31 protein-coding genes are annotated in these 24,857 nt (G+C 65.8%); 5 read left to right on the plus strand and 26 right to left on the minus strand.

The window, feature by feature from the left end:
- Positions 1-21: 21 nt before the first annotated feature.
- The 21 genes from dsbD to Q0263_RS06995 all read right to left on the minus strand — a co-directional run bounded on the left by dsbD (position 22) and on the right by Q0263_RS06995 (position 13,785).
- Positions 22-2,049, minus strand: coding sequence for a protein-disulfide reductase DsbD (gene dsbD / locus Q0263_RS06895; protein ID WP_298014650.1), 2,028 nt, complete (start codon positions 2,047-2,049; stop codon positions 22-24).
- A gap of 49 nt (positions 2,050-2,098) precedes the next feature.
- A complete protein-coding gene (gene cutA, locus Q0263_RS06900; RefSeq protein ID WP_366140691.1) occupies positions 2,099-2,527 on the minus strand; it encodes a divalent-cation tolerance protein CutA in 429 nt (142 codons plus the stop codon).
- Positions 2,528-2,646: 119 nt separating this feature from the next.
- Positions 2,647-3,027: a 50S ribosomal protein L17 gene (gene rplQ, locus Q0263_RS06905; RefSeq protein ID WP_298014653.1), complete on the minus strand. Its 381-nt coding sequence runs from the start codon at positions 3,025-3,027 to the stop codon at positions 2,647-2,649.
- 146 nt (positions 3,028-3,173) lie between these two features.
- Positions 3,174-4,172, minus strand: a complete 999-nt coding sequence (rpoA, locus tag Q0263_RS06910) for a DNA-directed RNA polymerase subunit alpha (protein ID WP_298014655.1) — start codon at positions 4,170-4,172, stop codon at positions 3,174-3,176.
- A gap of 181 nt (positions 4,173-4,353) precedes the next feature.
- On the minus strand, positions 4,354-4,977 hold the full coding sequence (gene rpsD / locus Q0263_RS06915) for a 30S ribosomal protein S4 (protein ID WP_298014657.1): 624 nt from the start codon (positions 4,975-4,977) through the stop codon (positions 4,354-4,356).
- A gap of 10 nt (positions 4,978-4,987) precedes the next feature.
- Entirely contained in the window at positions 4,988-5,386 is a 399-nt protein-coding gene (rpsK, locus tag Q0263_RS06920; protein WP_298014659.1) for a 30S ribosomal protein S11, read from the minus strand.
- 12 nt (positions 5,387-5,398) lie between these two features.
- Positions 5,399-5,764 carry a 30S ribosomal protein S13 gene (gene rpsM, locus Q0263_RS06925; RefSeq protein ID WP_298014661.1) on the minus strand — a complete coding sequence of 122 codons (366 nt, stop codon included), beginning with the start codon at positions 5,762-5,764 and terminating at the stop codon, positions 5,399-5,401.
- Positions 5,765-5,797: 33 nt separating this feature from the next.
- Entirely contained in the window at positions 5,798-5,911 is a 114-nt protein-coding gene (gene rpmJ, locus Q0263_RS06930) for a 50S ribosomal protein L36 (protein WP_003805360.1), read from the minus strand.
- A gap of 28 nt (positions 5,912-5,939) precedes the next feature.
- Positions 5,940-6,158, minus strand: coding sequence for a translation initiation factor IF-1 (infA, locus tag Q0263_RS06935; RefSeq protein ID WP_298014710.1), 219 nt, complete (start codon positions 6,156-6,158; stop codon positions 5,940-5,942).
- A gap of 5 nt (positions 6,159-6,163) precedes the next feature.
- Positions 6,164-7,486: a preprotein translocase subunit SecY gene (gene secY / locus Q0263_RS06940; protein ID WP_298014712.1), complete on the minus strand. Its 1,323-nt coding sequence runs from the start codon at positions 7,484-7,486 to the stop codon at positions 6,164-6,166.
- 9 nt (positions 7,487-7,495) lie between these two features.
- The gene (rplO, locus tag Q0263_RS06945; RefSeq protein WP_298014713.1) at positions 7,496-7,936 is read right to left on the minus strand and encodes a 50S ribosomal protein L15; all 441 of its coding nucleotides are present in this window, start codon (positions 7,934-7,936) and stop codon (positions 7,496-7,498) included.
- A gap of 14 nt (positions 7,937-7,950) precedes the next feature.
- The gene (gene rpmD, locus Q0263_RS06950; protein ID WP_066454712.1) at positions 7,951-8,136 is read right to left on the minus strand and encodes a 50S ribosomal protein L30; all 186 of its coding nucleotides are present in this window, start codon (positions 8,134-8,136) and stop codon (positions 7,951-7,953) included.
- A gap of 3 nt (positions 8,137-8,139) precedes the next feature.
- Entirely contained in the window at positions 8,140-8,661 is a 522-nt protein-coding gene (rpsE, locus tag Q0263_RS06955; protein ID WP_298014715.1) for a 30S ribosomal protein S5, read from the minus strand.
- 9 nt (positions 8,662-8,670) lie between these two features.
- Positions 8,671-9,036, minus strand: coding sequence for a 50S ribosomal protein L18 (gene rplR, locus Q0263_RS06960; RefSeq protein WP_298014716.1), 366 nt, complete (start codon positions 9,034-9,036; stop codon positions 8,671-8,673).
- A gap of 21 nt (positions 9,037-9,057) precedes the next feature.
- Positions 9,058-9,591: a 50S ribosomal protein L6 gene (gene rplF / locus Q0263_RS06965; RefSeq protein WP_298014718.1), complete on the minus strand. Its 534-nt coding sequence runs from the start codon at positions 9,589-9,591 to the stop codon at positions 9,058-9,060.
- Between the two features lie 14 nt (positions 9,592-9,605).
- Positions 9,606-10,001, minus strand: coding sequence for a 30S ribosomal protein S8 (gene rpsH / locus Q0263_RS06970; RefSeq protein ID WP_298014719.1), 396 nt, complete (start codon positions 9,999-10,001; stop codon positions 9,606-9,608).
- 11 nt (positions 10,002-10,012) lie between these two features.
- Positions 10,013-10,318, minus strand: a complete 306-nt coding sequence (rpsN, locus tag Q0263_RS06975) for a 30S ribosomal protein S14 (RefSeq protein ID WP_298014721.1) — start codon at positions 10,316-10,318, stop codon at positions 10,013-10,015.
- Between the two features lie 9 nt (positions 10,319-10,327).
- A complete protein-coding gene (gene rplE, locus Q0263_RS06980) occupies positions 10,328-10,867 on the minus strand; it encodes a 50S ribosomal protein L5 (protein WP_298014723.1) in 540 nt (179 codons plus the stop codon).
- Between the two features lie 12 nt (positions 10,868-10,879).
- On the minus strand, positions 10,880-11,200 hold the full coding sequence (rplX, locus tag Q0263_RS06985) for a 50S ribosomal protein L24 (RefSeq protein WP_298014725.1): 321 nt from the start codon (positions 11,198-11,200) through the stop codon (positions 10,880-10,882).
- A gap of 10 nt (positions 11,201-11,210) precedes the next feature.
- Positions 11,211-11,579 carry a 50S ribosomal protein L14 gene (gene rplN / locus Q0263_RS06990; RefSeq protein WP_043678954.1) on the minus strand — a complete coding sequence of 123 codons (369 nt, stop codon included), beginning with the start codon at positions 11,577-11,579 and terminating at the stop codon, positions 11,211-11,213.
- A 310-nt stretch (positions 11,580-11,889) separates the two neighbouring features.
- A complete protein-coding gene (locus Q0263_RS06995) occupies positions 11,890-13,785 on the minus strand; it encodes an EAL domain-containing protein (protein WP_298014728.1) in 1,896 nt (631 codons plus the stop codon).
- A 172-nt stretch (positions 13,786-13,957) separates the two neighbouring features.
- Here Q0263_RS06995 and Q0263_RS07000 point away from each other — a divergent pair, with 172 nt between their 5' ends.
- From Q0263_RS07000 to Q0263_RS07020, 5 genes are all read left to right on the plus strand, one after another.
- Positions 13,958-14,707, plus strand: coding sequence for a TetR/AcrR family transcriptional regulator (locus Q0263_RS07000; protein WP_298014730.1), 750 nt, complete (start codon positions 13,958-13,960; stop codon positions 14,705-14,707).
- A gap of 216 nt (positions 14,708-14,923) precedes the next feature.
- Positions 14,924-16,276, plus strand: a complete 1,353-nt coding sequence (locus Q0263_RS07005) for a porin (RefSeq protein WP_298014732.1) — start codon at positions 14,924-14,926, stop codon at positions 16,274-16,276.
- Positions 16,277-16,348: 72 nt separating this feature from the next.
- Positions 16,349-16,876, plus strand: coding sequence for a DUF4442 domain-containing protein (locus tag Q0263_RS07010; RefSeq protein WP_298014735.1), 528 nt, complete (start codon positions 16,349-16,351; stop codon positions 16,874-16,876).
- A complete protein-coding gene (locus tag Q0263_RS07015; protein ID WP_298014737.1) occupies positions 16,873-17,544 on the plus strand; it encodes a chalcone isomerase family protein in 672 nt (223 codons plus the stop codon). Before Q0263_RS07010 ends, Q0263_RS07015 begins: the two co-directional genes overlap by 4 nt.
- Before the next feature lie 30 nt (positions 17,545-17,574).
- Positions 17,575-19,275: an AMP-binding protein gene (locus Q0263_RS07020; protein ID WP_298014740.1), complete on the plus strand. Its 1,701-nt coding sequence runs from the start codon at positions 17,575-17,577 to the stop codon at positions 19,273-19,275.
- 57 nt (positions 19,276-19,332) lie between these two features.
- Here the strand turns inward: Q0263_RS07020 and Q0263_RS07025 are convergent, their stop codons facing one another.
- The 5 genes from Q0263_RS07025 to Q0263_RS07045 all read right to left on the minus strand — a co-directional run bounded on the left by Q0263_RS07025 (position 19,333) and on the right by Q0263_RS07045 (position 24,760).
- Positions 19,333-19,746: a ribonucleotide reductase subunit alpha gene (locus Q0263_RS07025; RefSeq protein ID WP_298014743.1), complete on the minus strand. Its 414-nt coding sequence runs from the start codon at positions 19,744-19,746 to the stop codon at positions 19,333-19,335.
- Positions 19,747-19,854: 108 nt separating this feature from the next.
- A complete protein-coding gene (gene ggt / locus Q0263_RS07030; RefSeq protein WP_298014746.1) occupies positions 19,855-21,645 on the minus strand; it encodes a gamma-glutamyltransferase in 1,791 nt (596 codons plus the stop codon).
- 117 nt (positions 21,646-21,762) lie between these two features.
- Positions 21,763-23,265 carry a tripartite tricarboxylate transporter permease gene (locus Q0263_RS07035; protein WP_298014748.1) on the minus strand — a complete coding sequence of 501 codons (1,503 nt, stop codon included), beginning with the start codon at positions 23,263-23,265 and terminating at the stop codon, positions 21,763-21,765.
- 11 nt (positions 23,266-23,276) lie between these two features.
- Positions 23,277-23,735, minus strand: a complete 459-nt coding sequence (locus Q0263_RS07040; protein ID WP_298014751.1) for a tripartite tricarboxylate transporter TctB family protein — start codon at positions 23,733-23,735, stop codon at positions 23,277-23,279.
- Positions 23,736-23,779: 44 nt separating this feature from the next.
- Positions 23,780-24,760 (minus strand): tripartite tricarboxylate transporter substrate-binding protein, encoded by a 981-nt coding sequence (locus tag Q0263_RS07045; protein ID WP_298014754.1) that lies wholly within the window; start codon positions 24,758-24,760, stop codon positions 23,780-23,782.
- Positions 24,761-24,857: the final 97 nt, after the last annotated feature.

Here is a 24,857-nt window from a genome sequence, read left to right on the forward strand (position 1 = left end):
TGGACCCGCCGGCGCTGACGGTCACTGCGTCGCCAGCACCCGGTCCTGCACCTGGCGGAACGCCTCCGCCTTCTTGAATCCCACGACCCGGGCCTGGGGGATGAGCTTCCCCTTGGCATCGAAAAACAGGATGCCCGGCGGGCCGAACAGATCGAAGCGCGCCAGCAGGGCGCGGTCTTCGTCCGTCATCCGGGTCACGTCCGCCTGCAGCAGCAGCATCCGGCCCATACGTTCGGAAACCGCAGGATCGCTGAACGTGAATTTCTCCATCTCCAGGCAGGAAACGCACCAGTCCGCGTAGAAATCCAGCATCACAGGCCGGTCGGCGGCCGCCAGGCGCGCGTCCAGGTCCGCCAGGGACTGCACACGCGTGAACCGGGCCCGGATGGCGGCGGGGTCCGCAGGCGCGCCCGACGCGCCGCCCTGAACGGCGGCCGCGCCGGCGGCGAACGGCGCTAGCGGGCGCAGCATGTCCCGCCCCCCCGCCAGCAGCCCTGCGCCCTGCGCCAGCCCCCACAGGGCCAGCAACATGGCGAGCGCGCGCGCCAGCAGCCGCAGCGGTCCGGCCTCGCCATCCCCCCGGGCTGCGGTCGATCCCAGCAGCAGGGCGGCCCACAGCGCCAGCAGCGCCCAGCCGGCGACGTACAGGCCGCCGGCCAGCAAGGGACGCGCCATCCACCAGGCCGTCGCCAGCAGCAACAGGCCGAAGCCGGCCTTCAGAGGCATCATCCAGGCGCCGGCGCGCGGCATCAGGGCCCCCGCCCCGGCGCCCACGGCCAGCAGCAGCAGGCCTTCGCCCCAGGCCATGGCGAACAGGGCCGCGCCGCCGATCACCACGTCGCCCGTCTGGGAAATGAACAGCAGCACCCCGGCCAGCGGAGCGGCCACGCAGGGCCCCACGATCAGGGCCGACAGCATGCCCATCAGGAACACGCCGCCCGCCCGGCCGCCGGGCAGGCGTTGCATCCAGCCTTGCAGGCGCGACTGGAAACCCACCGGAGCCTGCAGGGTGAAGACGTCCAGCATGGCCAGTGCGAAGAGCGCCAGCAGCACGGCGAAAGAGCCCAGGACCCAGGGCGATTGCAGCCAGGCGGCCAGTCCGGCGCCCGCCAGGCCGGCCGCCACGCCCAGGGCCGTGTAGACGATGGACATGCCCAGCACATAGATGGCGGCCATGCCCAGGCCCCGCCGTCGGCTGACGGCCTGCCCGTCCTTGCCGGCGATGATGGCCAGCAGGATCGGCACCATGGGCAGCACGCAGGGGGTCAGCGACAGCAGAATCCCGAACAGCAGGCTCAGGCCCAGGATCTGCCACAAGGGCGCCTGGTGCAGCCACGCCGCCATGCCCACGTCGCCCATGTCCAGCCAGGAGGAGGCGTCCGATTCCGCCGAGGGCTCGGGCCGATCCGCCCCGGCTGCGGGGGCGCCCAGCAGCGACAGCGCGGAGCCCGCGCCGGCTTTGCGAGCGCCAGGCGTCGGACCGGATGCGGCGGTCTCATCCTGCGGCGCGGGGACCTGGGCGCGCGCCAGCGGCCCCTGCGCCTGATAACCCTCGCCCTGGGCCGCCAACGTGAACTGCCGGGTCATGGGCGGATAGCACAGGCCTTCGTCCGCGCAGCCCTGCCCCGTCACCGTCACCTGCAGGGGGGCCGCCGCGCCGCCCTCCAGCGGCGCGCGCAACGTCACTCCCCGGTGGAAGACTTCCATGTCCTGGTCGAAGGTCGGGTCGTATTTCACCTGGCCCTTGGGCAGGCGCAGGGGCTGCGTCCAGGCCGGCTGGCGGGTTTCCGTCCCCGGCGGCGTCAGCGTCGACTGCCGGTACAGCAGCAAGCGGCCCTGGGCATCTTCGATCCGCACCTCGAAGCGTTCCTGGTACATGTAATAGCCCGGCGCGATCGCGTAATGCACGTCCAGCGCCAGGGGATCGGGCATGGCGACCGTGGTGACGAACGCCTTGTCGGGATCCAGGAAATCATCCGCCGCCCAGGCCTTGCCGATCACACCGACCGCCATCAGGCCCATCAGCAACAGGGACAGGAACTTCTTCATAAAACGATCTCTTTCAGGGCAGACGCCACGGATCGGGGCCGGCGGAACATCAGGAGCGCGACGAGCCGGCAGGCGCGGCGACATTCCCGGCGACCCAGTCCAGATACGCCGCGCTGCCGGCGGGAACGCCCAGGACCAGGAATTCGGGGATCTCGTAGGGATGCAGTTCGCACAGGCGCCGATGAAGAGCGGGCAAGGCGGCCGCCGTGGTCTTGAAACTGAGCGGAATTTCTTCCGAGCCTTCCAGATGCCCCTGCCACAGATACATCGAAGTCATCACGCCGCCGACCTGGGCGCAGGCCGCCAGGGATTCCTCGACCAGCACATGGGCGATCCGCTTGGCCAGCAGCACGTCAGGAGCCGTCGACAGCACGACGACGGCATCCGCGGGCGCCCCGTCCTGGCGCCGCAGCCCCCCGGAGGATCCGGCCTCGGCGGACGCGCCTGCCGCCGCCGGCGAGTGTTCGGGCACTGACATGGTAAATCCCAACAGACAAAACTCTTTGATTTTACATGCAGAAAGGCCCGAAGCAGCAGCTTCGGGCCTTGGGAGTGCGGGCGATGCGGGCGGATCGGGGATCCGCCCCGACGCGCGGCTTATTCGGCGGCGGCTTCGGCCTCGGGACGATCCACCAGTTCCATGTAGGCCATGGGGGCGTTGTCACCCTGGCGGAAGCCCATCTTCAGCACACGGGTGTAGCCGCCGTTGCGGGCGGCGAAGCGCGGGCCGATCTCGTTGAAGAGCTTGGTGACGGCATCGCGGTCACGCAGACGGGCGAAGGCCAGGCGGCGGTTGGCCAGCGTGGGGTTCTTGCCCAGGGTAATCAGGGGTTCCACCACACGGCGCAATTCCTTGGCCTTGGGCAGCGTGGTCTTGATCGCTTCGTGGGTCAGCAGGGACACAGCCATGTTGCGGAACATGGCCAGGCGATGGCTGCTGGTACGGTTCAGTTTGCGGAGGCCGCTACGATGACGCATGATGATTTCCTTGTTTGAATCTAAGACCCGGATCTTCTATCGCACTGGGCGCGGCCCGGGTGGGTTGAAAGCGTTCGCCCGGAACCCGGGCAAGCGCGGGATTTTAGCATGGGGCGAAGGCATTTCTTCGCCCCATGCCGGTCTGCTTAGGGGCGCTCCAGCCCGACGGGGGGCCAGTTTTCCAGCTTCATGCCCAGGGTCAGGCCGCGTGCGGCCAGGACTTCCTTGATCTCGTTGAGCGACTTGCGGCCCAGATTCGGAGTCTTCAGCAGCTCATTTTCGGTGCGCTGGATCAGATCGCCGATGTAGTAGATGTTTTCGGCCTTCAGGCAATTGGCCGAACGCACCGTCAATTCCAGATCGTCCACCGGACGCAGCAGCACCGGATCGATCGGGGCCGACTGGCCGCCCACCGGCAGGCTGGTGGTCAGCTGGCCGGCGTCCTTGTCCGCCAGGGACACGAACACGGACACCTGATCCATCAGGATGCGGGCCGACTGGCGCACGGCTTCTTCGGGGCTGATGACGCCGTTGGTCAGCACGTCCAGCACCAGCTTGTCCAGGTCGGTACGCTGTTCCACACGAGCGCTTTCGACCGCGTAGCTGACGCGGCGCACCGGGCTGAAGGAGGCGTCCAGCACGATCTGGCCGATGGTGGCCGAACGGTCATCGACCAGCGCCCGCACATTGCCCGGCACGTAGCCGCGGCCCTGTTCGACCTTGAGCTGCATTTCGATGCGGCCGTTGTCGGTCAGGGTGGCGATCAGGTGATCGGGGTTGAGGATCTCCACGTCGTGCGGCAGTTCGATGTCGCGCGCGCGGACCTCGCCCGGGCCCTGCTTGTTCAGCTGCAGCGTGACTTCTTCGCGATTGTGCAGCTTGAACACCACGCCCTTCAGATTCAGCAGGATGTCCACGACGTCTTCGCGCACGCCGGCGATCGTGGAATATTCATGCACGACGCCGCTGATCTGCACTTCCGTCGGCGCGTAGCCGGTCATGGAAGACAGCAGGATGCGGCGCAGGGCGTTGCCCAGCGTGTGGCCATAACCACGCTCGAAGGGCTCCATGACGACCTTGGCGTGATTGGCGCCCAGCGATTCCACGGTAATGGTGCGGGGCTTGAGAAAACCTTGTGCGGACATATGTGTTCCTTTTCAATACCCTCGGCTCGTTACACCGATAAGGCTGACGGACATGAAGGACCGGCCGCGAGACCGGAACAAGACCACAGCCCACCTCGGGCGGATGCCTGAGCGTGGGCTGGATGACAGCTTCCGGGCAAGGCCCGGAGGCTGCGCGGTGGCGCGAAGCCACCCGGATGGATCAGCGGGAATACAATTCCACGACCATGGATTCGTTGACGTCGTGAGCGACGTCAGCGCGATCCGGGGCCTGCTTGAACACGCCCGAGAGCTTGCCGGCATCGACTTCGACCCACTGGGGCAGGCCGTTGCCGGTCGCCAGGTCCAGGGATTCCTTGATGCGGATCTGGGCCTTGGCCTTTTCACGGATCGAGACCACGTCGCCGGCCTTCACCAGCATCGAGGCGATGTCGGCGGTGTGGCCGTTCAGTTCGATGGCGCGGTGATTCACCAGCTGGCGCGCTTCGGCGCGCGTCGAGCCAAAGCCCATGCGGTAGACGACGTTGTCCAGGCGCGATTCCAGCAGCTGGATCAAAGTTTCGCCGGTGTTGCCGCGACGGCGCTCGGCTTCTTCGAAGTAGCGGCGGAACTGCTTTTCCAGCACGCCGTACATGCGCTTGAGCTTCTGCTTTTCACGCAGCTGCAGACCGAAGTCGGAGGTGCGGGAACCCGAAGTGCGGCCATGCTGGCCGGGCTTGGATTCGAGCTTGCACTTGGAGTCCAGCGAGCGGCGGGCGCTCTTCAGGAACAGGTCGGTGCCTTCGCGACGCGAAAGCTTGCATTTGGGTCCGGTATAACGAGCCAAGATGTTCCCCTTAGATACGACGACGCTTGGGCGGGCGGCAGCCGTTGTGCGGCACCGGCGTGATGTCGGAAATGCTGGAGATCTTGATCCCCAGGGCATTCAACGCACGCACCGAAGATTCGCGGCCGGGGCCGGGGCCCTTGATGCGAACTTCCAGGGTCTTGATGCCGTATTCCTGGGCCACGCGGCCGGCGGACTCGGCAGCGACCTGGGCGGCAAACGGGGTCGATTTACGCGAACCCTTGAACCCTGCGCCACCGGACGTCGCCCACGACAGGGCATTGCCCTGGCGGTCGGTGATGGTGATGATGGTGTTGTTGAAAGACGCGTGGACGTGAGCAATCCCGTCCGACACGTTCTTCTTGACTTTCTTGCGGACGCGCGACGCGCCGGCTTGTGCTTTGGCCATGTTGATTCCTATTTATTTCTTCAGGGACGCTGCTGCGCGACGCGGGCCCTTGCGGGTACGCGCGTTCGTGCGGGTACGCTGACCGCGCACCGGCAGGCCACGCTTGTGGCGCATGCCACGATACGTGCCCAGGTCGATCAGACGCTTGATCGACAGTTGCACTTCACGACGCAGGTCGCCTTCAACCGTGAAGGAATGCACCTGTTCGCGGATCTTTTCCAGCTCAGCGTCGCTCAGATCCTTGATCTTCTTGGAATATTCGATGCCGGTCGCTTCGCAGATCTTGCGGGCGCGCGAACGGCCGATGCCGAAAATCGCGGTCAAGCCGATCTCGGCGTGTTGATGCGGCGGAATATTGATGCCAGCAATACGGGCCATGACTGTTCCTCGTGAAATCCGTGATGCCCGGCCTTAGCCTTGGCGTTGCTTGTGACGCGGGTCGGTGCAGATGACACGCACCACGCCGTGACGTTTGATGATTTTGCAGTTGCGGCAGATCCGCTTTACCGATGCCATTACCTTCATGGGATTCTCCTGGTTTTTGACCGGCCGCCTATTTGGAGCGGAAAACTATCCTGGCGCGCGACAGGTCATAGGGCGTGAGCTCCACTGTGACCTTGTCACCCGGAAGGATCCGGATATAGTGCATACGCATCTTGCCCGAAATGTGGCCCAACACCATGTGGCCATTTTCCAGCTTGACACGAAACGTTGCGTTGGGAAGGTTTTCCACGACCTCCCCTTGCATCTGAATGACGTCGTCCTTGGACATGATTTTTAGCGCATGGGAAGACCCGCGCCCTTGAAGTTCGCCTTCCGGAGCAACGAATCATACTGTTGGGACATCATGTAGGCTTGCGCCTGGGCCATGAAATCCATGGCGACGACGACAATGATCAGCAGCGAAGTACCGCCAAAATAGAACGGCACGTTCCAGCGCATCTGCATCAGTTCGGGCAGCAGACAGACCAGCGTGACATAGATGGCCCCCGACAGCGTCAGACGCATCAGGATCTTGTCGATGTAGCGCGCCGTCTGGTCGCCCGGGCGGATCCCGGGAACGAAGGCGCCGCTCTTTTTCAGGTTGTCCGCCGTTTCACGGCTGTTGAACACCAGCGCCGTGTAAAAGAAGCAGAAGAAAATGATCAGGCCGGAATACAGCGTCACGTACAGCGGCTGGCGCGGCGACAGGGCAGCCGCCAGATCGCCCAGCCAGCGCATGTTCGGATTGCTGGAGAACCAGCTGGTCACGGTGGCCGGCAGCAGGATGATGGACGACGCGAAGATCGGCGGAATCACCCCGGACATGTTCAGCTTCAGCGGCAGATGCGAGGACTGTCCGCCATAGAGCTTGTTGCCGACCTGACGCTTGGCGTAGTTCACGGTGATGCGGCGCTGGCCGCGTTCCACGTAGACCACGAAATACGTCACGGCGACCACCAGGGCGAGGATGAACAGCACCGACAGCACCGACATCGAATCCGTGCGGACCAGGTCCAGCATGCCGCCCAGCGCGCCGGGCAGGCCGGCCACGATCCCGGCGAAAATCAGCAGCGAAATGCCGTTGCCCAGACCCCGTTCAGTGATCTGTTCGCCCAGCCACATCAGGAACATGGAACCCGTCACCAGCGTCACGATGGTCGTGAAGCGGAACAGCAGGCCCGGATCGATGACCAGGCCCGGCTGCGATTCCAGCGCGACGGAAATCCCCACCGCCTGGAAAAGGGCCAGGAACACAGTGCCGTAGCGCGTGTACTGGGTGATCTTGCGCTGCCCGGACTGGCCTTCTTTCTTGATGGCTTCCAGGGTGGGCACGACCACGGCCAGCAGCTGCATGATGATGGCTGCCGAAATGTACGGCATGATCCCCAGGGCCAGCACGGAGAACCGTTCCAGGGCCCCGCCGGAGAACATGTTGAACAGGCCCAGGATACCGCCCTGGTTCTGCTGGAACAGGTCCGCCAGCGCATCGGGATTGATGCCCGGCACGGGAACGTGCGTCCCCATGCGATAGACGATCAGGGCCAGCACGAGGAACAGGATGCGGCGCTTGAGGTCGCCGTATCCTGCGCTGGGCTTATGTGCCTGAGCTTTCGCCACTGCTGCCCCTTAAGCCAGCGAACCGCCGGCGGCCTCGATCGCGGCGCGGGCGCCGGCCGTTGCATTGATGCCCTTCAGGGCAACCTTGCGGGAGATCTCGCCGGTCTTGATGACCTTGACGTAGCGCACCAGGTCGCCGACCAGGCCGGCGGCCTTGAGCACCTGCACGTCGATTTCGTCGACGGGCAGCGCCTGCAGGTCGGACAGACGGATCTCGGCCGCCAGGTGGCGACCCAGCGGGGTGAAGCCGCGCTTGGGCAGGCGACGCTGCAGCGGCATCTGACCGCCTTCGAAGCCGACCTTGTGGAAACCACCGGCACGGGACTTCTGGCCCTTGTGGCCGCGGCCGGCCGTCTTGCCCAGGCCGGAACCGATGCCACGGCCCACGCGGCGGCGCGGACGCTTGGCGCCTTCGGCGGGCGCGATCGTATTCAGTTGAGTAACGGACATCTGAATTCCTTTGTTCAGGCTTCCGAGACCGTGACCAGATAATCCACCTTGCGGATCATCCCACGCACCTCGGGAGTATCGATCAGGACGCGGCTGCTGTTGACCTTGCCCAGCCCCAGACCGCGCACCGTGGCGCGGTGGGACTTGTGAGTGCCGATCACGGAGCGCACGAGCGTGACTTTGATTTGCTTCTGTGCCATGTCTTACCCCAGGATTTCTTCGACGGTCTTGCCGCGCTTGGCAGCAATTTCCGACGGGGTGGAGCAGGCGCGCAGACCATTCAGCGTGGCGCGCACCATGTTGTAGGGGTTGCTGGAGCCGAGGCTCTTGGCCACGACGTTACGCACACCCATGACTTCGAAGATCGCGCGCATCGGGCCGCCGGCGATCACGCCGGTACCTTCAGCGGCCGGCGAGATAAGGACGGTGGAAGCGCCGTGCTTGCCGACCACGGTGTGGTGCAGCGTGCCGTTCTTCAGAGCGACCTTGAGCAGACCGCGACGGGCCTGTTCCATCGCCTTCTGAACCGCCACCGGCACTTCGCGGGCCTTGCCCTTGCCCATGCCGATGCGGCCATCGCCGTCACCGACCACGGTCAGTGCTGCGAAGCTCATGGTGCGACCACCTTTGACGACCTTGCTGACGCGGTTGACCGCGATCATCTTTTCGCGCATGCCGTCGTCGCGTTCCTGCTCGGCGGCGTGCTTGCCTTGTGCTTTAGCCATGTGATTCCCTTAGAACTTCAAGCCGGCTTCACGCGCGGCTTCGGCCAGCGCCTTGACGCGGCCATGGTAACGGAAGCCCGAACGGTCGAAAGCGACGAGTTCGATGCCGGCAGCCTTGGCCTTCTCGGCCACGCGCTTGCCGACCAGGCTGGCGGCGGCGGCATTGCCGCCGTTGGCCTTCTGGCTGGCGAGTTCCTTGCGGACTTCGGGCTCGAGCGTGGAAGCGCTGACGAGCACACGATCGCCTTCCGGCGAAATGATGTTGGCGTAGATGTGCAGATTCGTGCGATGCACCGACAGACGGTGCACGCGCAGTTCGTGAATCTTGCGGCGGGTGGCCGCGGCACGACGCAAACGGGAGAGTTTCTTGTCCATGATTCGTCCTTGCCTGCGTGCTTATTTCTTCTTGGTTTCTTTCAGGATCACGCGTTCGTCCGCATACCGCACGCCCTTGCCCTTGTAGGGTTCGGGTTCGCGATAAGCGCGGATGTCGGCGGCCACCTGACCGACGGACTGCTTGTCGGCGCCCTTGACCACGATTTCAGTCTGGGACGGGCACTCGATCTTGATCCCGTTGGGGATGTCGTGCAGCACGTCGTGCGAGAAACCCAGCTGCAGCTTCAGCGTGGCGCCCTGGATCTGAGCGCGGAAACCCACGCCCACCAGAGTCAGACGACGCTCGAAGCCCTTGCTGACCCCGGTGACCATGTTGTTGACCAGCGCACGCACGGTGCCGGACATCGCATTGGCCTGACGGGAATCGTTGGCAACGGCAAACGTCAGATGGCCGTCTTCCTGGGCGATGCGGACGTTGCCGTCCAGCGCCTGGGTCAGGGTGCCCAGCGGGCCCTTGACGACGATCTGACCGGCGCTGATCGTGGCTTCGACGCCCTTCGGCAGCGCAACGGGATATTTAGCGATACGTGACATAGTGTGATACCCCCTTATGCCACGTAGCAGAGCACTTCGCCGCCCACGCCGGTCGCGCGGGCCTTGCGGTCCGTCATGACGCCACGCGGGGTGGAGACGATCGCCACGCCCAGGCCGTTCATGACCTGAGGGATGGTGGCGCTGCTCTTGTAGATACGCAGGCCGGGACGCGAGACGCGGTCGATGCGCTCGATCACCGGGCGGCCGGCATAATATTTCAGCGTGATTTCCAGCTGCGGCTTGGCCTGTTCGCCCGCCACGCGGAAATCTTCGATGTAGCCTTCGTCCTTCAGCACGGCTGCGATGGCAGCCTTCAGCTTCGAGGAGGGCATGGAAACCGACGTCTTGTTGACCATTTGCGCATTACGCACGCGGGTCAGCATATCGGCGATGGGATCGCTCATGCTCATGTGTGGTTCTCCTACCAGCTGGCCTTGGTCATGCCCGGCACTTCGCCGCGCATGGCCATTTCACGCAGTTTGTGACGCGTCAGCCCGAACTTGCTGAACACGCCGCGGGGACGACCCGTCACCACGCAGCGATTGCGCTGGCGGGTGGGGTTGGCGTTGCGGGGCAGCTGTTGCAGGGCCAGGCGAGCCTGATAGCGTTCTTCGTCGGATTTGGACTGATCGGCGATGATCGCCTTCAGTGCGGTGCGCTTCGCCGCGAACTTTTCAGCCAGCTTGGCGCGCTTGATGTCGCGATTGATGAGGGAAAGTTTTGCCACGTCAGCCCCTTAGTTGCGGAAGGGGAAGCTGAATGCGCTCAAGAGCGCCTTGGCTTCCTCGTCGGTCTTTGCGGTGGTGGTGATGCTGATGTTCATCCCGCGCACGGCATCGATCTTGTCGTATTCGATTTCCGGGAAGATGATCTGTTCCTTCACCCCGATGTTGTAGTTGCCGCGGCCATCGAAGGCACGGCCCGACACGCCGCGGAAGTCGCGCACGCGCGGCAGGGCGACGGAGATCAGACGATCCAGGAATTCGTACATGCGCTGGCCACGCAGGGTGACCATGCAGCCGATCGGGTAGTCTTCACGAATCTTGAAGCCGGCGATGGCCTTGCGGGTCTTCGTGACGACGGGCTTCTGACCGGAGATCTTGGTCATGTCGCCCACGGCGTTTTCGATGATCTTCTTGTCGGAGACCGCTTCGGACACACCCATGTTCAAGGTGATCTTGGTGATGCGCGGCACCTGCATGATCGACTGATAGCCGAACTTCTCCTTCAGATCGCCAGCGACCTTGGAGCGGTAGAAATCTTGTAAACGAGCCATTTGATGCGCCCCTTATGCCTTCGCGCCAACGACAGCGCCGTTGGAACGGAAAATGCGGACCTTGGCCCCGTCCACGACCTTGACGCCGACGCGGTCGCCCTTGCCGGTTTCGGGGTTGTAGATCGCCACATTGGAGATATGGATGGGCAGGGTCTTGTCGACGATGCCGCCGGGGGTGCCCGCCATGGGGTTGCCCTTGGCGTGCTTCTTGACGACGTTGATGCCTTCGACCAGCACGTGGTCGTCGTCGACGCGAGCCACCACGGTGCCGCGGCGGCTGCGATCGCGGCCGGTCAGCACAATGACTTCGTCGCCTTTACGAATGTTTTGCATGATCTGCTCCTTACAGCACTTCGGGCGCCAGGGACACGATCTTCATGAACTTCTCGGTGCGCAGTTCACGTGTGACCGGTCCGAAGATGCGCGTGCCGATGGGTTCGAGTTTCGCATTGAGCAACACGGCCGCATTGCCGCCGAAGCGGATCAGGGAACCGTCTTTGCGGCGCACGCCCTTGGCGGTACGCACCACCACGGCGTTGTAGATTTCGCCTTTTTTCACGCGCCCGCGAGGCGCCGCTTCTTTGACGGACACCTTGATGACGTCGCCGATGGCGGCATAGCGGCGCTTCGAGCCGCCCAACACCTTGATGCACATGACGGAACGCGCACCTGTGTTGTCGGCCACGTCCAGCGTGGTCTGCATTTGGATCATGATTTTTCCTGTTCCAACTTAACAACGATGCCCAGAGCATTCACCCCAAGACAACGCAGCCAGTTTTGGTCCCGTCAAGCCGACGCACCTTGCTGCGCGCGGGCTCTGGGTTGAAATTCCTGTTTGCGCAAAATGATTTTGCACATAAACGAGATTACCAACTCGGCCTGGCCTGGCGGCACACTGAAAACCCCGAACGATTGCCCGATGATTCCCATATGACGCGCCTGGCAGATAGGCCAAGACCGCAATTATAGCCACAAGCACTCTGAAAAGACAAGCGCTTTTTGGCGACTGATGGCTGGACGCATCACCGCGCCCGGGGCAAGGCCCCGTATTCGACCAGCATGCGGCGGATCGCCTCGTCATCGGCGTCGTCCACATAGACCCGCATGCCCATGCCGATGGCCGTTTCCGTGACCGCCACCATCATCTGGACGCCGCCGGGGCTGGAGAGCAGCTCGCGGACGAAGGACCCGCCCAGCTTGACGTAGCCGAAATCGACTTCGTGGATCTTGCGCAAGGCGTCGGGCTGCTGATCCAGCCCCCGCAGGCCGACCGAAATACCCGTCTCGATCAGCCCCCCGGCAAAGGCCTTGAAGGCCTCCAGGTGGCGGCTCAGGCCATAGGCGTCGAGTTCCACCACCACCCGCCGCAGCAGTTCGGGGTCCGCATAGGCGCAGATGCGGCGGACCTCGTCCAGATACTGGGCGTCCAGGATGGAGGACATGGACATGCGCACGACCAGGATGCCGGGGTGTTCGCCCAGCCAGCTCAGTGCGAGGGCCAGGGCCCGCATGTCGCAATCGGAAGACAGGCCCAGCCGCGCGGCGGCCGGCATGAACAGATAGCCCGACATCGGCGGCTGGTCGCCGTCATCTTCCCGCAGGCTGAGGGACGCCTCGTAGCGGTCCGTGATGTCGTCGCCCTCGTACTGCACCAGGCGCACGTCCAGGGAAAGGCGGTCGTGGTCCAGGGCCTGGGAAATCAGCGTGCGCCAGGACGCCTCGCCCATGCGCAGCTCGCCGGTTTCGCGATCGGCGTGCGACAGGAATTCGACTTCCGCGTGGCCGGCGCTTTCCGCGCACATCAGCGCCAGGTCCAGGCGCGTCAGGACGTCCTTGGGCGTGCACTGGACGGTGTAGTCCGTCAGGGCGAAGGCCCACCGCGACAGGTTCTGGCTGTCGAGCTTCACCCGCAGCGTCTCGAACAGTTCACGCAGCCGCTGGATGGGGCGCATGACTTCGGGGCCGCCCCCCACCGGGAACAGGATCACGAAATCCGCGCCGTTCAGGCGGGCCGGCAGGGCATGCGCCTGCGGATAATCCGCCAGAACCTCGATCAACCGTCCGCCCAGAAGACGCAGCCAATCGTCGATCTCCTGGCGGTCGCACTGATTCTGCAGCCGGGCCATGTCGCGCTGGCGCGCCAGCAGGACATAGCCGCTGACCGCGCCCTGGCGCGAATCGTCGCGCAGCATGCGCTTGAGTTCATTCAGGAAGTAGGCGCGATTGGCCAGCCCCGTGACCGGATCCCGGTTCAGTTCGATTTCAAGCTGCTCGATGCGAGCCATCTGCTCGTCCATGCTGGGCGACACCCGTTCGCGGACTTCGTCCAGCAACTCGGCGTTTTCGACGGGCCCCGTCTGCTTGACCTTGATCTCGGGCGCTTCCGGCGCGGGAGTTTCCTGCAGGGCGCGGCGTAGCCGCGACAGCAGGGCCGCCAGGAACAGCGCCCAGAACGCGGCGATCCCCAGGGCCAGCCACAGCCACTGGATGACGTGCGCCCACAGGGCGTCGCGGGCCGGCGCGGGATCCAGGACCAGGCTCAGGCGCCCGGCCCCGCCGATCTGCCGCTGCGCCTGGTGGGGCGCGATATCGCCCCAGGCGCCAAACCAGCCGGGCGCGTTCGCGGCGGCGGACGTCATCCGGCGAGCCTGGAACGCCATGGTCCCGTCGGCGGCCTGCAGGGACAGTTCCGCAAACCGCCCCTGCTGGAAGGCGGCTTCGAGAACGCGCACCCGCGCCGCCTGATCGGGCTGGGCGCTGACCAGCAACGCCAGGGTGGCGGCGGCATTCTCGCTATCGCTTTGCAGCTGGCCGTCCAGCTGTCGGTCCATCAGCCGGGTGCCCACCGCCAGCATGCCGATCAAGATGCAGGCGATCACCAGCGTGGAAATCACCAGCAGCTGTCGCACGGATGCCATCACGCGTCCTCTTTATCACTATGTCACGAATCCTGAAAGTGTATCCTTTGCGCTGCGAAACCCCAAGAAGCGCACAGCTCGCCCCGATGCATCGACGGTCATCTAAGGGGTAACACGGATACCGTTCTCGGGCGGCTTGTGTATAGTTTTAAAACAAACGTTTGAACTACACATGACCATCTCCCGTTCGACCCTCACCCGCGATGCCATTCTCGATGCCGCCGAACATCTGTTCGCCGAGCAGGGGCACGACAAGACTTCCATGCGCCAGATCACCAAGGCGGCGGACGTCAACCTGTCGGCCGTCAACTATCACTTCGGCTCGAAGGATGCTCTGATCGAAGCCGTCTTCCAGCGCCGGCTGGATGCCCTGAACGACGAGCGCCTGCGCATCCTGGATACCCTGGAAGCCCAGGCCAACGGCCAGCCGCTGAAGCCCTCGGCCATCGTCGAGGCCTATTTCGGCCCCCTGGTGCGCCACGCCTGCAGCGCCGGAGCGGAACGCCGCGCCTTCATGCCGCTGCAAAGCAGCAACCTGTCGGACCCCAACGGCGCGATCAACGCTCTGTTCGAGGCCGAGCGCTCGGTCGTGGCCCATCGCTTCACGCGGGCCCTGCTGACCTCGCTGCCGGGCGTGCCCGAGGCCGAGATCGTCTGGCGCTTCCACTTCATGCTGGGCGCCACGGCCTACGCCATCATGGGGGCGGACAGTTCCAGCCGGGTCATGAACCTGCAGGGCGATACGAGCCTGAATGCCGACGTGCTGCTCGACCGCCTGATGGCCTTTTTGCTGGGCGGCCTGCGGGCCCCGCTGCCCGCCCAGCCTTCGCCCCAGTCCGTCCTGCAGGTCGGACTGGATCGTCCGCAGACCGGCCACGCCACGGGAATGATGGCCGGACGCGATTCCTCGTCACCGATTTAGGGGGCTTCCATGAAACCAGATGATGGCTGATCCCTATTTGATGCCGGACTGACACCGGCTGTTCCCTGAAGCACCCATCACGCTGCGCGATGCGCGGCGCGGGTGTCTGCACGTCAAAAAAACGTCCTGCATGCAGTGCCTACCGGCACGGCACGGGGTTCTGCACGCCCGCATTTCGCAGGGCACGCTCAACCATCCATCTGTGGAGTAGACATCATGAAGTTGCATCATTCGATCAAGACCCTGTCGGCCCTGATCATCGGCCTGGGCGGTATCGGCGCCGCTCACGCGGCCGGTTTTCAGCTGCTGGAGCAAAACGGCAGCGGCCTGGGCAACGCCTACGCGGGCTCGGCCGCCATCGGCGAAAACGCCAGCGCCAACTATTTCAACCCCGCCAGCATCACCCTGTTGCCAGGCATGAACGTCAGCGCGGGCGTGGTCGGGATCAAGCCGAGCTTCAAATTCTCGAACGGCGGCAGCACCAGCCCGCTGGGCACTCCGGCCACCGGCGGCAATGGCGGGGACGCCGGCTCCTGGGCGGCCGTGCCCAACGCGCACTTCACCTGGGAAGTGAATCCGCGCTGGTGGCTGGGCCTGAGCGTGGGCGCGCCCTTCGGCCTGATGACCGACTACGAGAAAGGCTGGGCCGGCCGCTATCACTCCGAGAAATTCTCCATCGAGAGCATCAACATCAATCCGTCCATCGCCTTCAAGGCCACCGACACGCTCTCCATCGGCGTGGGCGTGAACTGGATGCAGCTGGACGCGGACTACCGCAAGGCGCAGTTCGTGCCCGGTATCCCGACTGGCGCGATGGGCAACCCCATCCCTCTGCCCGGCGGCGACCTGAGCGCCAAGGTGAAGGCCAAGGGCGACGCCTGGGGCTGGAACGCCGGCATCCTGTGGCAGGCCACGCCGGACACCCGTTTCGGCCTGTCCTACCGTTCCAAGGTCAAGATCAACGCGGACGGCACGACCACAGTCGACAATCGCAGCGTCCCCTCCTCGATCCCCGTCGCGCCCGGCATGTCCATTCCCAACCCGGTGATGGCGCGGCTGCCACTGGGCGGGCATGATGCCGAAACCACTGTCGAGCTGCCCGACTCCGCCATCTTCAGCGTGGTCCACCAGCTGAACGATCGCTGGACCCTGCTGGGCGACGTGGCCTGGACGGGCTGGAGCAGCATTCCGGAACTGAAGATCCAGAACGCCGGCATTCCGGACTCCAGGCTGGATCTGCGCTTCAAGGATGCCTGGCGCGTGTCCCTGGGCGCGAGCTACCGTCACAGCGACAGCTGGACCTTCAAGGGCGGCGTGGCCTGGGACCAGTCTCCGGTGCGCGACGACGCCTACCGCCCCTCGTCCCTGCCGGACAATGACCGCTACTGGGTGTCCCTGGGCGCGCAGTACAGCTTCAGCAAGAACACCGCCATCGACGTCGGCTATGCGCACCTGTTCGTGAAGAGCACTTCGGTCAACAACGCCTCCTCCAAGGAAGCCGGCGTGCTCAAGGGCGACTACAAGAGCAGCGCGGACGTCGTCGGCGTGCAGTTCTCGCATCGCTTCTGATCGAGGGCGCCGTGAATCCAGTGCCCCGCCTGTCTCATCCCCGTCTGTCCGAGAACCCGGCGGGGCGCTGACATGAAGCTGTCCCACTTGTCCCACCTGCCGCCCCGGTGGCGGGCGCGCGCGATGCGCACGGGCTTCAACCTGCATCCCGCCTTCCGGGCCACCGGCGGGCGGGTGATCCACGTATCCCCGGATCTGCTGCACATCCGCGTGCGCCTGGCGCTGACCCGGCGCACCCGCAATCTGGTCGGCTCGATCTACGGCGGTTCGCTGTTCGCCGTCACGGACGGCGTCCACGCCGGCATGCTGATGGCCCGGCTGGGCCCGGACGTGATCGTCTGGGACAAGGCGGCCACCATCCGCTACCGCAAGCCCGCCTTCTGCGCGCTGACGGCGGACTTCCGGCTGTCGGAAGCGGAACTGCAAGACATCCGCGATGCGCTGGGCCGCGATCACGAAATCGAACGCACGTACCCGGTCGAGCTGAAAGGCCCGGACGGCGCCGTGCACACCGAGGTGCGACGCACCCTCTATCTGGCCGACAAGGCCTGGTACAAACATCACAAGCTGCGCGACAGCGCGGCAGGAGACACAGCATGACGATGCATTCCGTTTCACGGCGCGGCCCGCGCTTGCGCCGGCCTCTCGGGGAAACCGGCTGCGGCGGCGCGGCGCGGGGCCTGGTCAGAAGCGCTCTGGCCGCCATGGCGGCCGCCGCCGCGCTGTGGCTGGCTTCGCCTGCTCAGGCCCTCACCGTCGCCACCGTGGATGTCCCGGAACAGCAGACCGTGGCCGGCCAGACCCTGGCGCTCAACGGTGCGGGACTGCGCCAGCGCTTCGTCTTCCACGTCTACGTGGCGGCGCTCTACCGCCCCACGGCCACCCATGACGCGCAAACCATCCTGAACAGTCCCGAACCGCAGATGCTGCGGCTGACGCTCTTGCGCGACATCAACGGCAAGGCCCTGACCGACGCGCTGAACGAAGGCTTGAAGGCCAATAATACCGAGACGGAACTGGCCGCCATGAAGGACGCGACCGACCGCTTCGAGGCCTTCATGAGGACCGGCGGCGAAGGCGCTTCCGGCGACGTCGTCGAGATCCGTTTCCAGCAGGGGAAGGTCTCGGTATCATTCAAAGGCAAGGCCTTGGGCGAGGTCTCCGACCCGCGTTTCGCCGCCGCGCTCCTGAAAGTCTGGCTGGGGCCGGCCCCGGCGCAGGAATCCCTGAAACAGGCCCTGCTGGGCCGGAAGACCGCCGCCAACTGATTTTTCGCACTTGCAAGAAGGAAACACGACATGGAACGCATCTGGCTGGAACACTACCCCAAAGGGGTGCCGGCGGACATCACCGACCAGGCGGCCGCCTATGCTTCGCTGGCCGATCTGTTCGAAGAGAGCTGCCGGCGGTACGCCCACAACACGGCGTACATCAGCATGGGTGCGACCATGTCCTACGCCCGGATCCACGAAAAGGCGCAGGCCTTCGCCGCCTGGCTGCAATCCCAGGGCGTGGACAAGGGCGAACGGGTGGCCCTGATGATGCCCAACCTGCTGCAGTACCCCATCTGCCTGTTCGGCACGCTGATGGCGGGCGCCGTGGTGGTCAACACCAACCCTCTGTACACCCCGCATGAACTGCACCACCAGCTCAGCGACTCCGGGGCGACCACCGTGGTGGTGGCCGAGAACTTCGCCGGCACCCTGCAGCAGGCCATGCCGGGCACGGACGTCAAGCGGGTCGTGGTCACGTCGCTGGGTGAAATGCTGGGCTTTCCCAAGAGCCTGATCACGGACCTGGTCGTGCGCCACGTGAAGAACATGGTGCCGGCCTGGCATATCCCGGGCGCCTTGCGCCTGCGCCAGGCGCTGGAGCAAGGCGCCCGCGCCCCCTACCGGCGCCCCGCCCTGTCGCACGAGGACCTGGCGGCGCTGCAATACACCGGCGGCACCACGGGGGTGGCCAAGGGCGCCATGCTCAGCCACGGCAACCTGCTGGCCAATGTCTGCCAGGCCTACGCCTGGGTGCGGCCCTACTGCACGGGCGACCGCGAATGCATCGTGACGGCGCTCCCGCTCTATCACATCTTCGCCCTGACGGCGAACTGCCTGACCTTCATGCGGATGGGCGCGAGCAACCTGCTGATCGTCAACCCACGCGACATCCCCGGCTTCGTCAAGGAACTCGGCAAGGTCAAGTTCACGGCCCTGACCGGAGTCAACACCCTGTTCAACGCGCTGCTGAACAACCCCGATTTCAGCAAGCTGGACTTCAGCGGGCTGAACCTGACCCTGGGCGGCGGCATGGCCGTCCAGGAAGCCATCGCGCAGCGCTGGCTGAAGATCACCGGCAAGCCCATCGCCCAGGCCTACGGCCTGACGGAAACCTCGCCCGCCGTGACCATCAACCCGTTCGACAAGGTCGACTTCAACGGCTCGATCGGCCTGCCCGTGCCCTCGACAGACGTCGCCGTGCGCACCGACAACCGCGCCATGGCCATCGGCGAGTCCGGCGAAATCTGCGTCAAGGGTCCGCAAGTCATGACAGGCTACTGGAACCGCCCGGAGGAAACCGCCAAGGCCTTCGACGCCGACGGCTGGCTGATGACCGGCGACATCGGCTACATGAACGACAAGGGCTACGTCTTCCTGCTGGACCGCAAGAAGGACATGATCCTGGTGTCGGGCTTCAACGTCTACCCGAACGAAGTCGAGGCCGCCGCCATCGAGCACCCCGGCATCCTGGAAGCCGCCGCCGTCGGCGTGCCCAACGGCGCGTCCGGCGAAGCCGTCAAGCTCTACGTGATCCGCAAGGACCCGACCCTGACCGAAGCCGAGGTCATCGCCCACTGCCGCACGCTGCTGACCGGCTACAAGGTGCCGAAATTCGTGGAATTCCGCGACGAGCTGCCGCGCAGCAACGTGGGCAAGATCCTGCGCAAGGAACTGCGCAACCAGGATGCGGCCGCCGGCGGCCAGGACGTCAGCCGTCCCGCCTGATCTTCGCGTCGCGCCGGGCGGAATTCCCGGCGCGCGCTTGCCGCGCCCCGGCCGGCGTCACGCCGCCCCGAACACCAGCGGATCGCCGCCGCGGTCGAACGCCATCAGCGAGCCGACTGCGCCGTACTTGATCATCTGCGTCATGCGCTGAAACGCCAGGTCCACGTCCTTGTTGTCCGGCAGATAGGCGGACTGGTCCGCCATGGCGGCGACGAACACCACCTGCCAATCATCCTGCCCCGTCTGGCGGGATTCCCGCGCCAGCGCCGCAAAGTCCGTCAATTCCGCGGGAGTCTTGTCCACGCACAACAGCGGGGTCAACTCACCGCCCTCGCCCCGGGCATGGCTGGCCTTCTGCGCCGGCGTGGCGTCGTCGGGCACGCCGCTGGCGGCGAACACGAACAGCAGGCGCTGCGGTTCAGGCTGCTGGCGGGCCGCCTGCAGCAAGTCGTCGAAACAGGTGATGTCCATGGGAAGCGGTCTCGCGGGAAAGCACAGGCTTCATGCTACCCGATCCCCGCCCGCGCGGCGCCCCGGCGAACCGGGACGCCGCCTCGCTTCTTGATGCAGATCAGCGGCTCACCAGCCGACGGCGGCGCCATCGGGGTTGCGCGGATCCGCCGCGCCGTACATCTCCCCGCCGCGGATCTGGATGGTCTGCGTCCTGCCCATCGTGGGCATGACGGCGACGTGCTGTCCATAGCTGCGCAACAGCGCCAGGGTGTCGGGGCTGAGGCCCTTTTCCACCCGCAGCTGATCGGGCCACCACTGGTGGTGGAAGCGCGGCGTGGCGGCGGCCTCGGCCGGGTTCATCCGGAAGTCGATGGCGTCGACCACGGTTTCCAGGACCGTGGTGATGATGCGCGCGCCGCCCGGGCTGCCGGTCACCAGCCACGGCCGGCCGTCCTTCATGACCAGCGTCGGCGTCATCGACGACAGCGGCCGCTTGCCCGGCGCGATGGCGTTGGCTTCGCCGCCGATCAGGCCGTACACGTTGGCCACGCCGGGCTTGGCCGAAAAGTCGTCCATTTCGTTATTGAGCAGGATGCCGGTGCCGTCGGCCACGATGCCGCTGCCGAAATTGGTGTTCAGCGTGTACGTCACCGCCACGGCATTGCCGGCCGAGTCGGCGACCGAAAAGTGCGTGGTCTGGTCGCTTTCATAGGGTTGCGGCTTGCCCGGCTTGATGTCCGACGAAGGCCGCGCGCGCTTGGCATCGATGGTGGCGGCCAGCGAGCGGGCATAAGCCTTGGAAATCAGCCCCGACACGGGCACCTTGATGAAATCGGTGTCCCCCAGGTATTCCGACCGGTCGGCATAGGCCAGCTTCATGGCCTCGGCCATGTGCTGGATGGTCTGGGCGCTGCCGGCCCCCCACTCGCCGATCGGCCAGCCTTCCATCATGTTCAGGATCTGCACCAGGTGGATGCCGCCGGAGCTGGGCGGGGGCATCGTCACCACCCGATAGCCCCGGTAATCGCCCACGATGGGCGCGCGCTCGACCACATGGTACCGGGCCAGATCCTGCATCGTGATCAGGCCGCCGTGCCGCGCCATTTCGGCCGCGATCTTCTGGCCGATCACCCCGCGGTAGAAGACGTCGGCCCCCTGGTCGGCGATCAGGCGCAGGGACTGCGCCAAGTCTTTCTGCACCAGCCAGTCGCCGGCCTTCAGGGGCTGGCCGTCGCGCCAGAAGATGGCCTGGGTGGCAGGCCATTGGCCCATGGTCTTGGCGGTCTTTTCCAGGGTCTCCGCCAAGGTCTGGCTGACCGGATAACCGCGTTCAGCGAGGCGGATGGCGGGCGCCATCACCTGCGCCAGGGTCAGTTTGCCCCAGCGCTGCTGGGCATGGGTCAGGCCCGCCACGCTGCCCGGCACACCCACGGCCAGGTGCGTGAACAGGGAACGGCCATCGACCACCTTGCCCTGAGCATCCAGGTACATGTCGCGCGATGCGCGGCCAGGGGCCATCTCGCGGAAATCCAGGGCGATGTCCTTGCCGTCCTGCGCGGTGTGCACCATCATGAAGCCCCCGCCGCCGAGATTGCCGGCATTGGGCAGGACCACGGCCAGGGCGAAGCCCACCGCCACGGCGGCATCGACGGCGTTCCCGCCGGCCTTCAGCATGGCCAGACCGGCCTGGCTGGCCAGTTCCTGTTCGGACACCACCATGCCGCGACGGGCGACGACAGGATGGAAGACGTCCATGTCGAAGTCATAGGCGGCGGCAGCGGCCGTCGCGGCGGCCGTGGTGGCCGGCGCGGCAGGCTGCGCCGCCGCGGCGGCATCGGGCTTGGGCGGCGCCGCGCATGCGGCCAGCAGCGCCGCCAGCAGCACGGACGGAATCAATCGACGATAGGACAGCGTCATGGTGGTCTCCTCCGGTTATGTTCTGGCATCACGCTACCACGGCGGACACCGGCCCAGGACCACTCTATGACGTTTGATAACGGTCGGTAGCAGATGGCAAAGAGAGGGATCGCCGGATCACTCCTCGACGAAAGCCTCGTCGCGCTTGCGGCGGATCACCGGCACGGCGATCAGCGCCAGCAGCCCGGCCGCCACCAGCAGCAGGGACAGGGACACGGGCCGGGTCAGGAAGGTAGTGAAGTCGCCCCGGGACAGCAGCAGCGCGCGGCGGAAGTTTTCTTCCATCATCTGGCCCAGCACCAGGCCCAGCAGCAAGGGCGCGGACTCGCAGCCCAGGCGCGTCCACAGATAGCCGGCCGCGCCGAAGAACGCCAGGGTCCAGACGTCGAACAGGCTGTTGTCCAGCGAATAGACGCCGATCGAGCAGAACACCAGGATCGCCGGAAAGAGCACGCGATACGGCAGTTTCAGCAGCTTGACCCAGACGCCGATCAGGGGCAGGTTCAGGACGACCAGCATCAGGTTGCCCACCCACATCGACACCACCAGGCCCCAGAATACGTCGGGGTGCGCAGTCATCACGCGCGGGCCGGGCTGCACGTCGTGGATGATCATGGCGCCCAGCATCAGCGCGGTGACGGCATTGCCCGGAATGCCCAGGGTCAACAGGGGGATGAAGGAGGTCTGCGCCGCCGCATTGTTGGCGGACTCGGGGCCCGCCAGCCCGGCCGGATGGCCACGGCCGAAGCGCTCCGGCTCCCGGGCCATCTTCTTTTCCAGGGTATAGGACGCGAAGGACGACAGCACCGCGCCGCCGCCCGGCAGAATCCCCAGGATCGAGCCCAGAAAGGTGCCGCGCACGCTGGCCGGCCAGGACTCGCGGAATTCCTTGCGATTGGGATAGAGCGGCCCGACCTTGTCCGTGATCCGGACGCGGCGTTCGCGCTGTTCCAGATTGGCCATGATCTCCGCCAGGCCGAAGATGCCCATGGCGACCACGGCGAAATCCAGGCCGTCCTGCAGCTTCAGAAAGCCCAGGTCGAAGCGCGGCATGCCGGAATTGACGTCGGTGCCGATCATGCCCAGCGCCAGCCCCAGGATCGTCATGGCGACCGCCTTGAGCAGGGACCCTGACGCCATCACCACGGCCGCCAGCAGGCCCAGCACCATCAGGGAAAAGTATTCGGCCGGCCCGAACTTGAACGCCACCTGGGCCAGCAGCGGCGCGAACGCGGCCAGCAGCACCGTCGCCACGCAGCCGGCGAAGAAAGAGCCCAGGGCCGCGATGGCCAGGGCGGCGCCGGCGCGCCCCGCCCGGGCCATCTGATAGCCGTCCAGCACCGAGACCACCGAAGAGGTCTCGCCGGGCAGCGCCACCAGGATGGCGGTGGTCGAGCCCCCGTACTGCGCCCCGTAGTAGATGCCGGCCAGCATGATCAGTCCCGATTCGGGCGGCAGCACGTAGGTGATGGGCAGCAGCATGGCGATGGTGGGCACCGGGCCGATGCCCGGCAGCACGCCGATCAGGGTGCCCAGCAGGCAGCCCAGCAGGCAATAACTGAGGTTCTGCAGGCTGAGCGCGACGGACAGGCCCAGCGCCAGGTGATCCAGCCATTCCATCCCGATCCTCCTCAGCCCAGCACGCCGGCCGGAAACACCAGGCCCAGGCCCTGGATGAAGACCAGCCAGACGAACGCCATCATGCCCAGCCCCACCAGGGCCGCCACCCGCCAGTCGAAATCATGGCCCGCCATGCTGCCGACGAAGACCAGGATGAACACCGACGGCAGCACGCCCAGGACCGGCAGCAGCGCGGCGAACAGGCACACCGCGCCCAGCACGATGCCGGCGACCCGCCAGTCCGGGCGCCTGACGGACGCGCGCGGCGCCGCCGGCCGGCATGCCTGCACGGCCAGGGCCAGGCCCAGCAGCGCCAGGCACAGCCCCAGCAGCGCCGGGAAGTACCCGGCTCCCATGCGGCTGGCCTGCCCCATGGGGTAGTGCCGCGCGCCCAGCCCGAAGGCCAGGCCGACGCCGATGAACAGGGCCCCCGCCCAGAAGTCCGGCTGGTTGCGTACGGTCAGGCGCATCGCGTTTCCTTACTTGCGATCAGCGAGCGGCAGCGCGCCGCGCATCAATTGTCGAAGCGGATGTTGTTGGCCTTGATGACCGGCGTCCAGCGATCCAGGTCGCCCTGCACCACGGCCTGCATTTCGGCGGACGTGCTGGCCACGGGCTCTTCATGCAGCTTGGCCAGCTGCTTGACGACGGCGGGATCCTTCAGCATCTGGATGACTTCCTGGGTGAAGCGGTCTTCGGCGGCCTTGGGCGTGCCGTGCGGCGCGACGAAGCCCATCCAGGCATCCGCCTCGATCCCGGCCACGCCGGATTCCGTCAGCGTGGGCAGCTTGGGCAGGATGGCGGACCGCTTGGCGGTGGCGACCGCCAGGGCGCGCAGCTTGCCGGCGGCGATCTGTTCCATCACCGCGGCGGCCGGCAGGATCCCCATCTGGGTCTCGCCGGACAGGATCGAGGTCACGACCTTGGCGGACGTGGAGTACGGCACGTGGACGATGTCCGTCCCGCTGGCGGCCGCCAGGGCCGCCATGGCCAGGTGGGAAATGCTGCCGACGCCCATCGAGCCGTAGTTGTAGTCGCCGGGCCGTTCACGCAAGGCCTTCAGCAGTCCGTCGACGTCCTGCGCGTCCATGGACGGCGCCACCACCAGCACGCTGGGCTGCGTGGCGGCGATCGTCAGGAAATCCAGGTCCTTGGCGGGCTGGTAGGGCAGATTGGGAAACAGCACGGTGTTGGCCGCCAGCGGCCCGGAAATGGTGATGCCGAAGGTGTAGCCATCCGGCGCCGCCTTGGCCATGGCGGCGGTGCCGATGTTGCCCCCCGCCCCGGCCTTGTTTTCCACCACCACCGGCACGCCCAGCTTGGGGCCGATGTAGTCGGCGGTCATGCGCGCCATCGTGTCGGGCGTCGAACCGGGGCCGAACGGCACCAGGATCCGGACCGTCTTGGACGGCCAGGCTTCTTCGGCCTGGGCGGACAGGGCGCCCAGGCCCAGCAGGCAGATGGCGGCCGCGCTCAGCAACTTCAACAGTTTCATGCGTGTCTCCTCGGGATGCGGTATATGAAAAAACCCCGCGCGAGGCGGGGTCTGGTCCACAGCGTGGGAACTGTGGTGTCGGCAATGGCGCCCGTCG

Source organism: uncultured Castellaniella sp., assembly GCF_937988725.1.
In the GTDB taxonomy this organism is placed as follows: domain Bacteria; phylum Pseudomonadota; class Gammaproteobacteria; order Burkholderiales; family Burkholderiaceae_B; genus Castellaniella.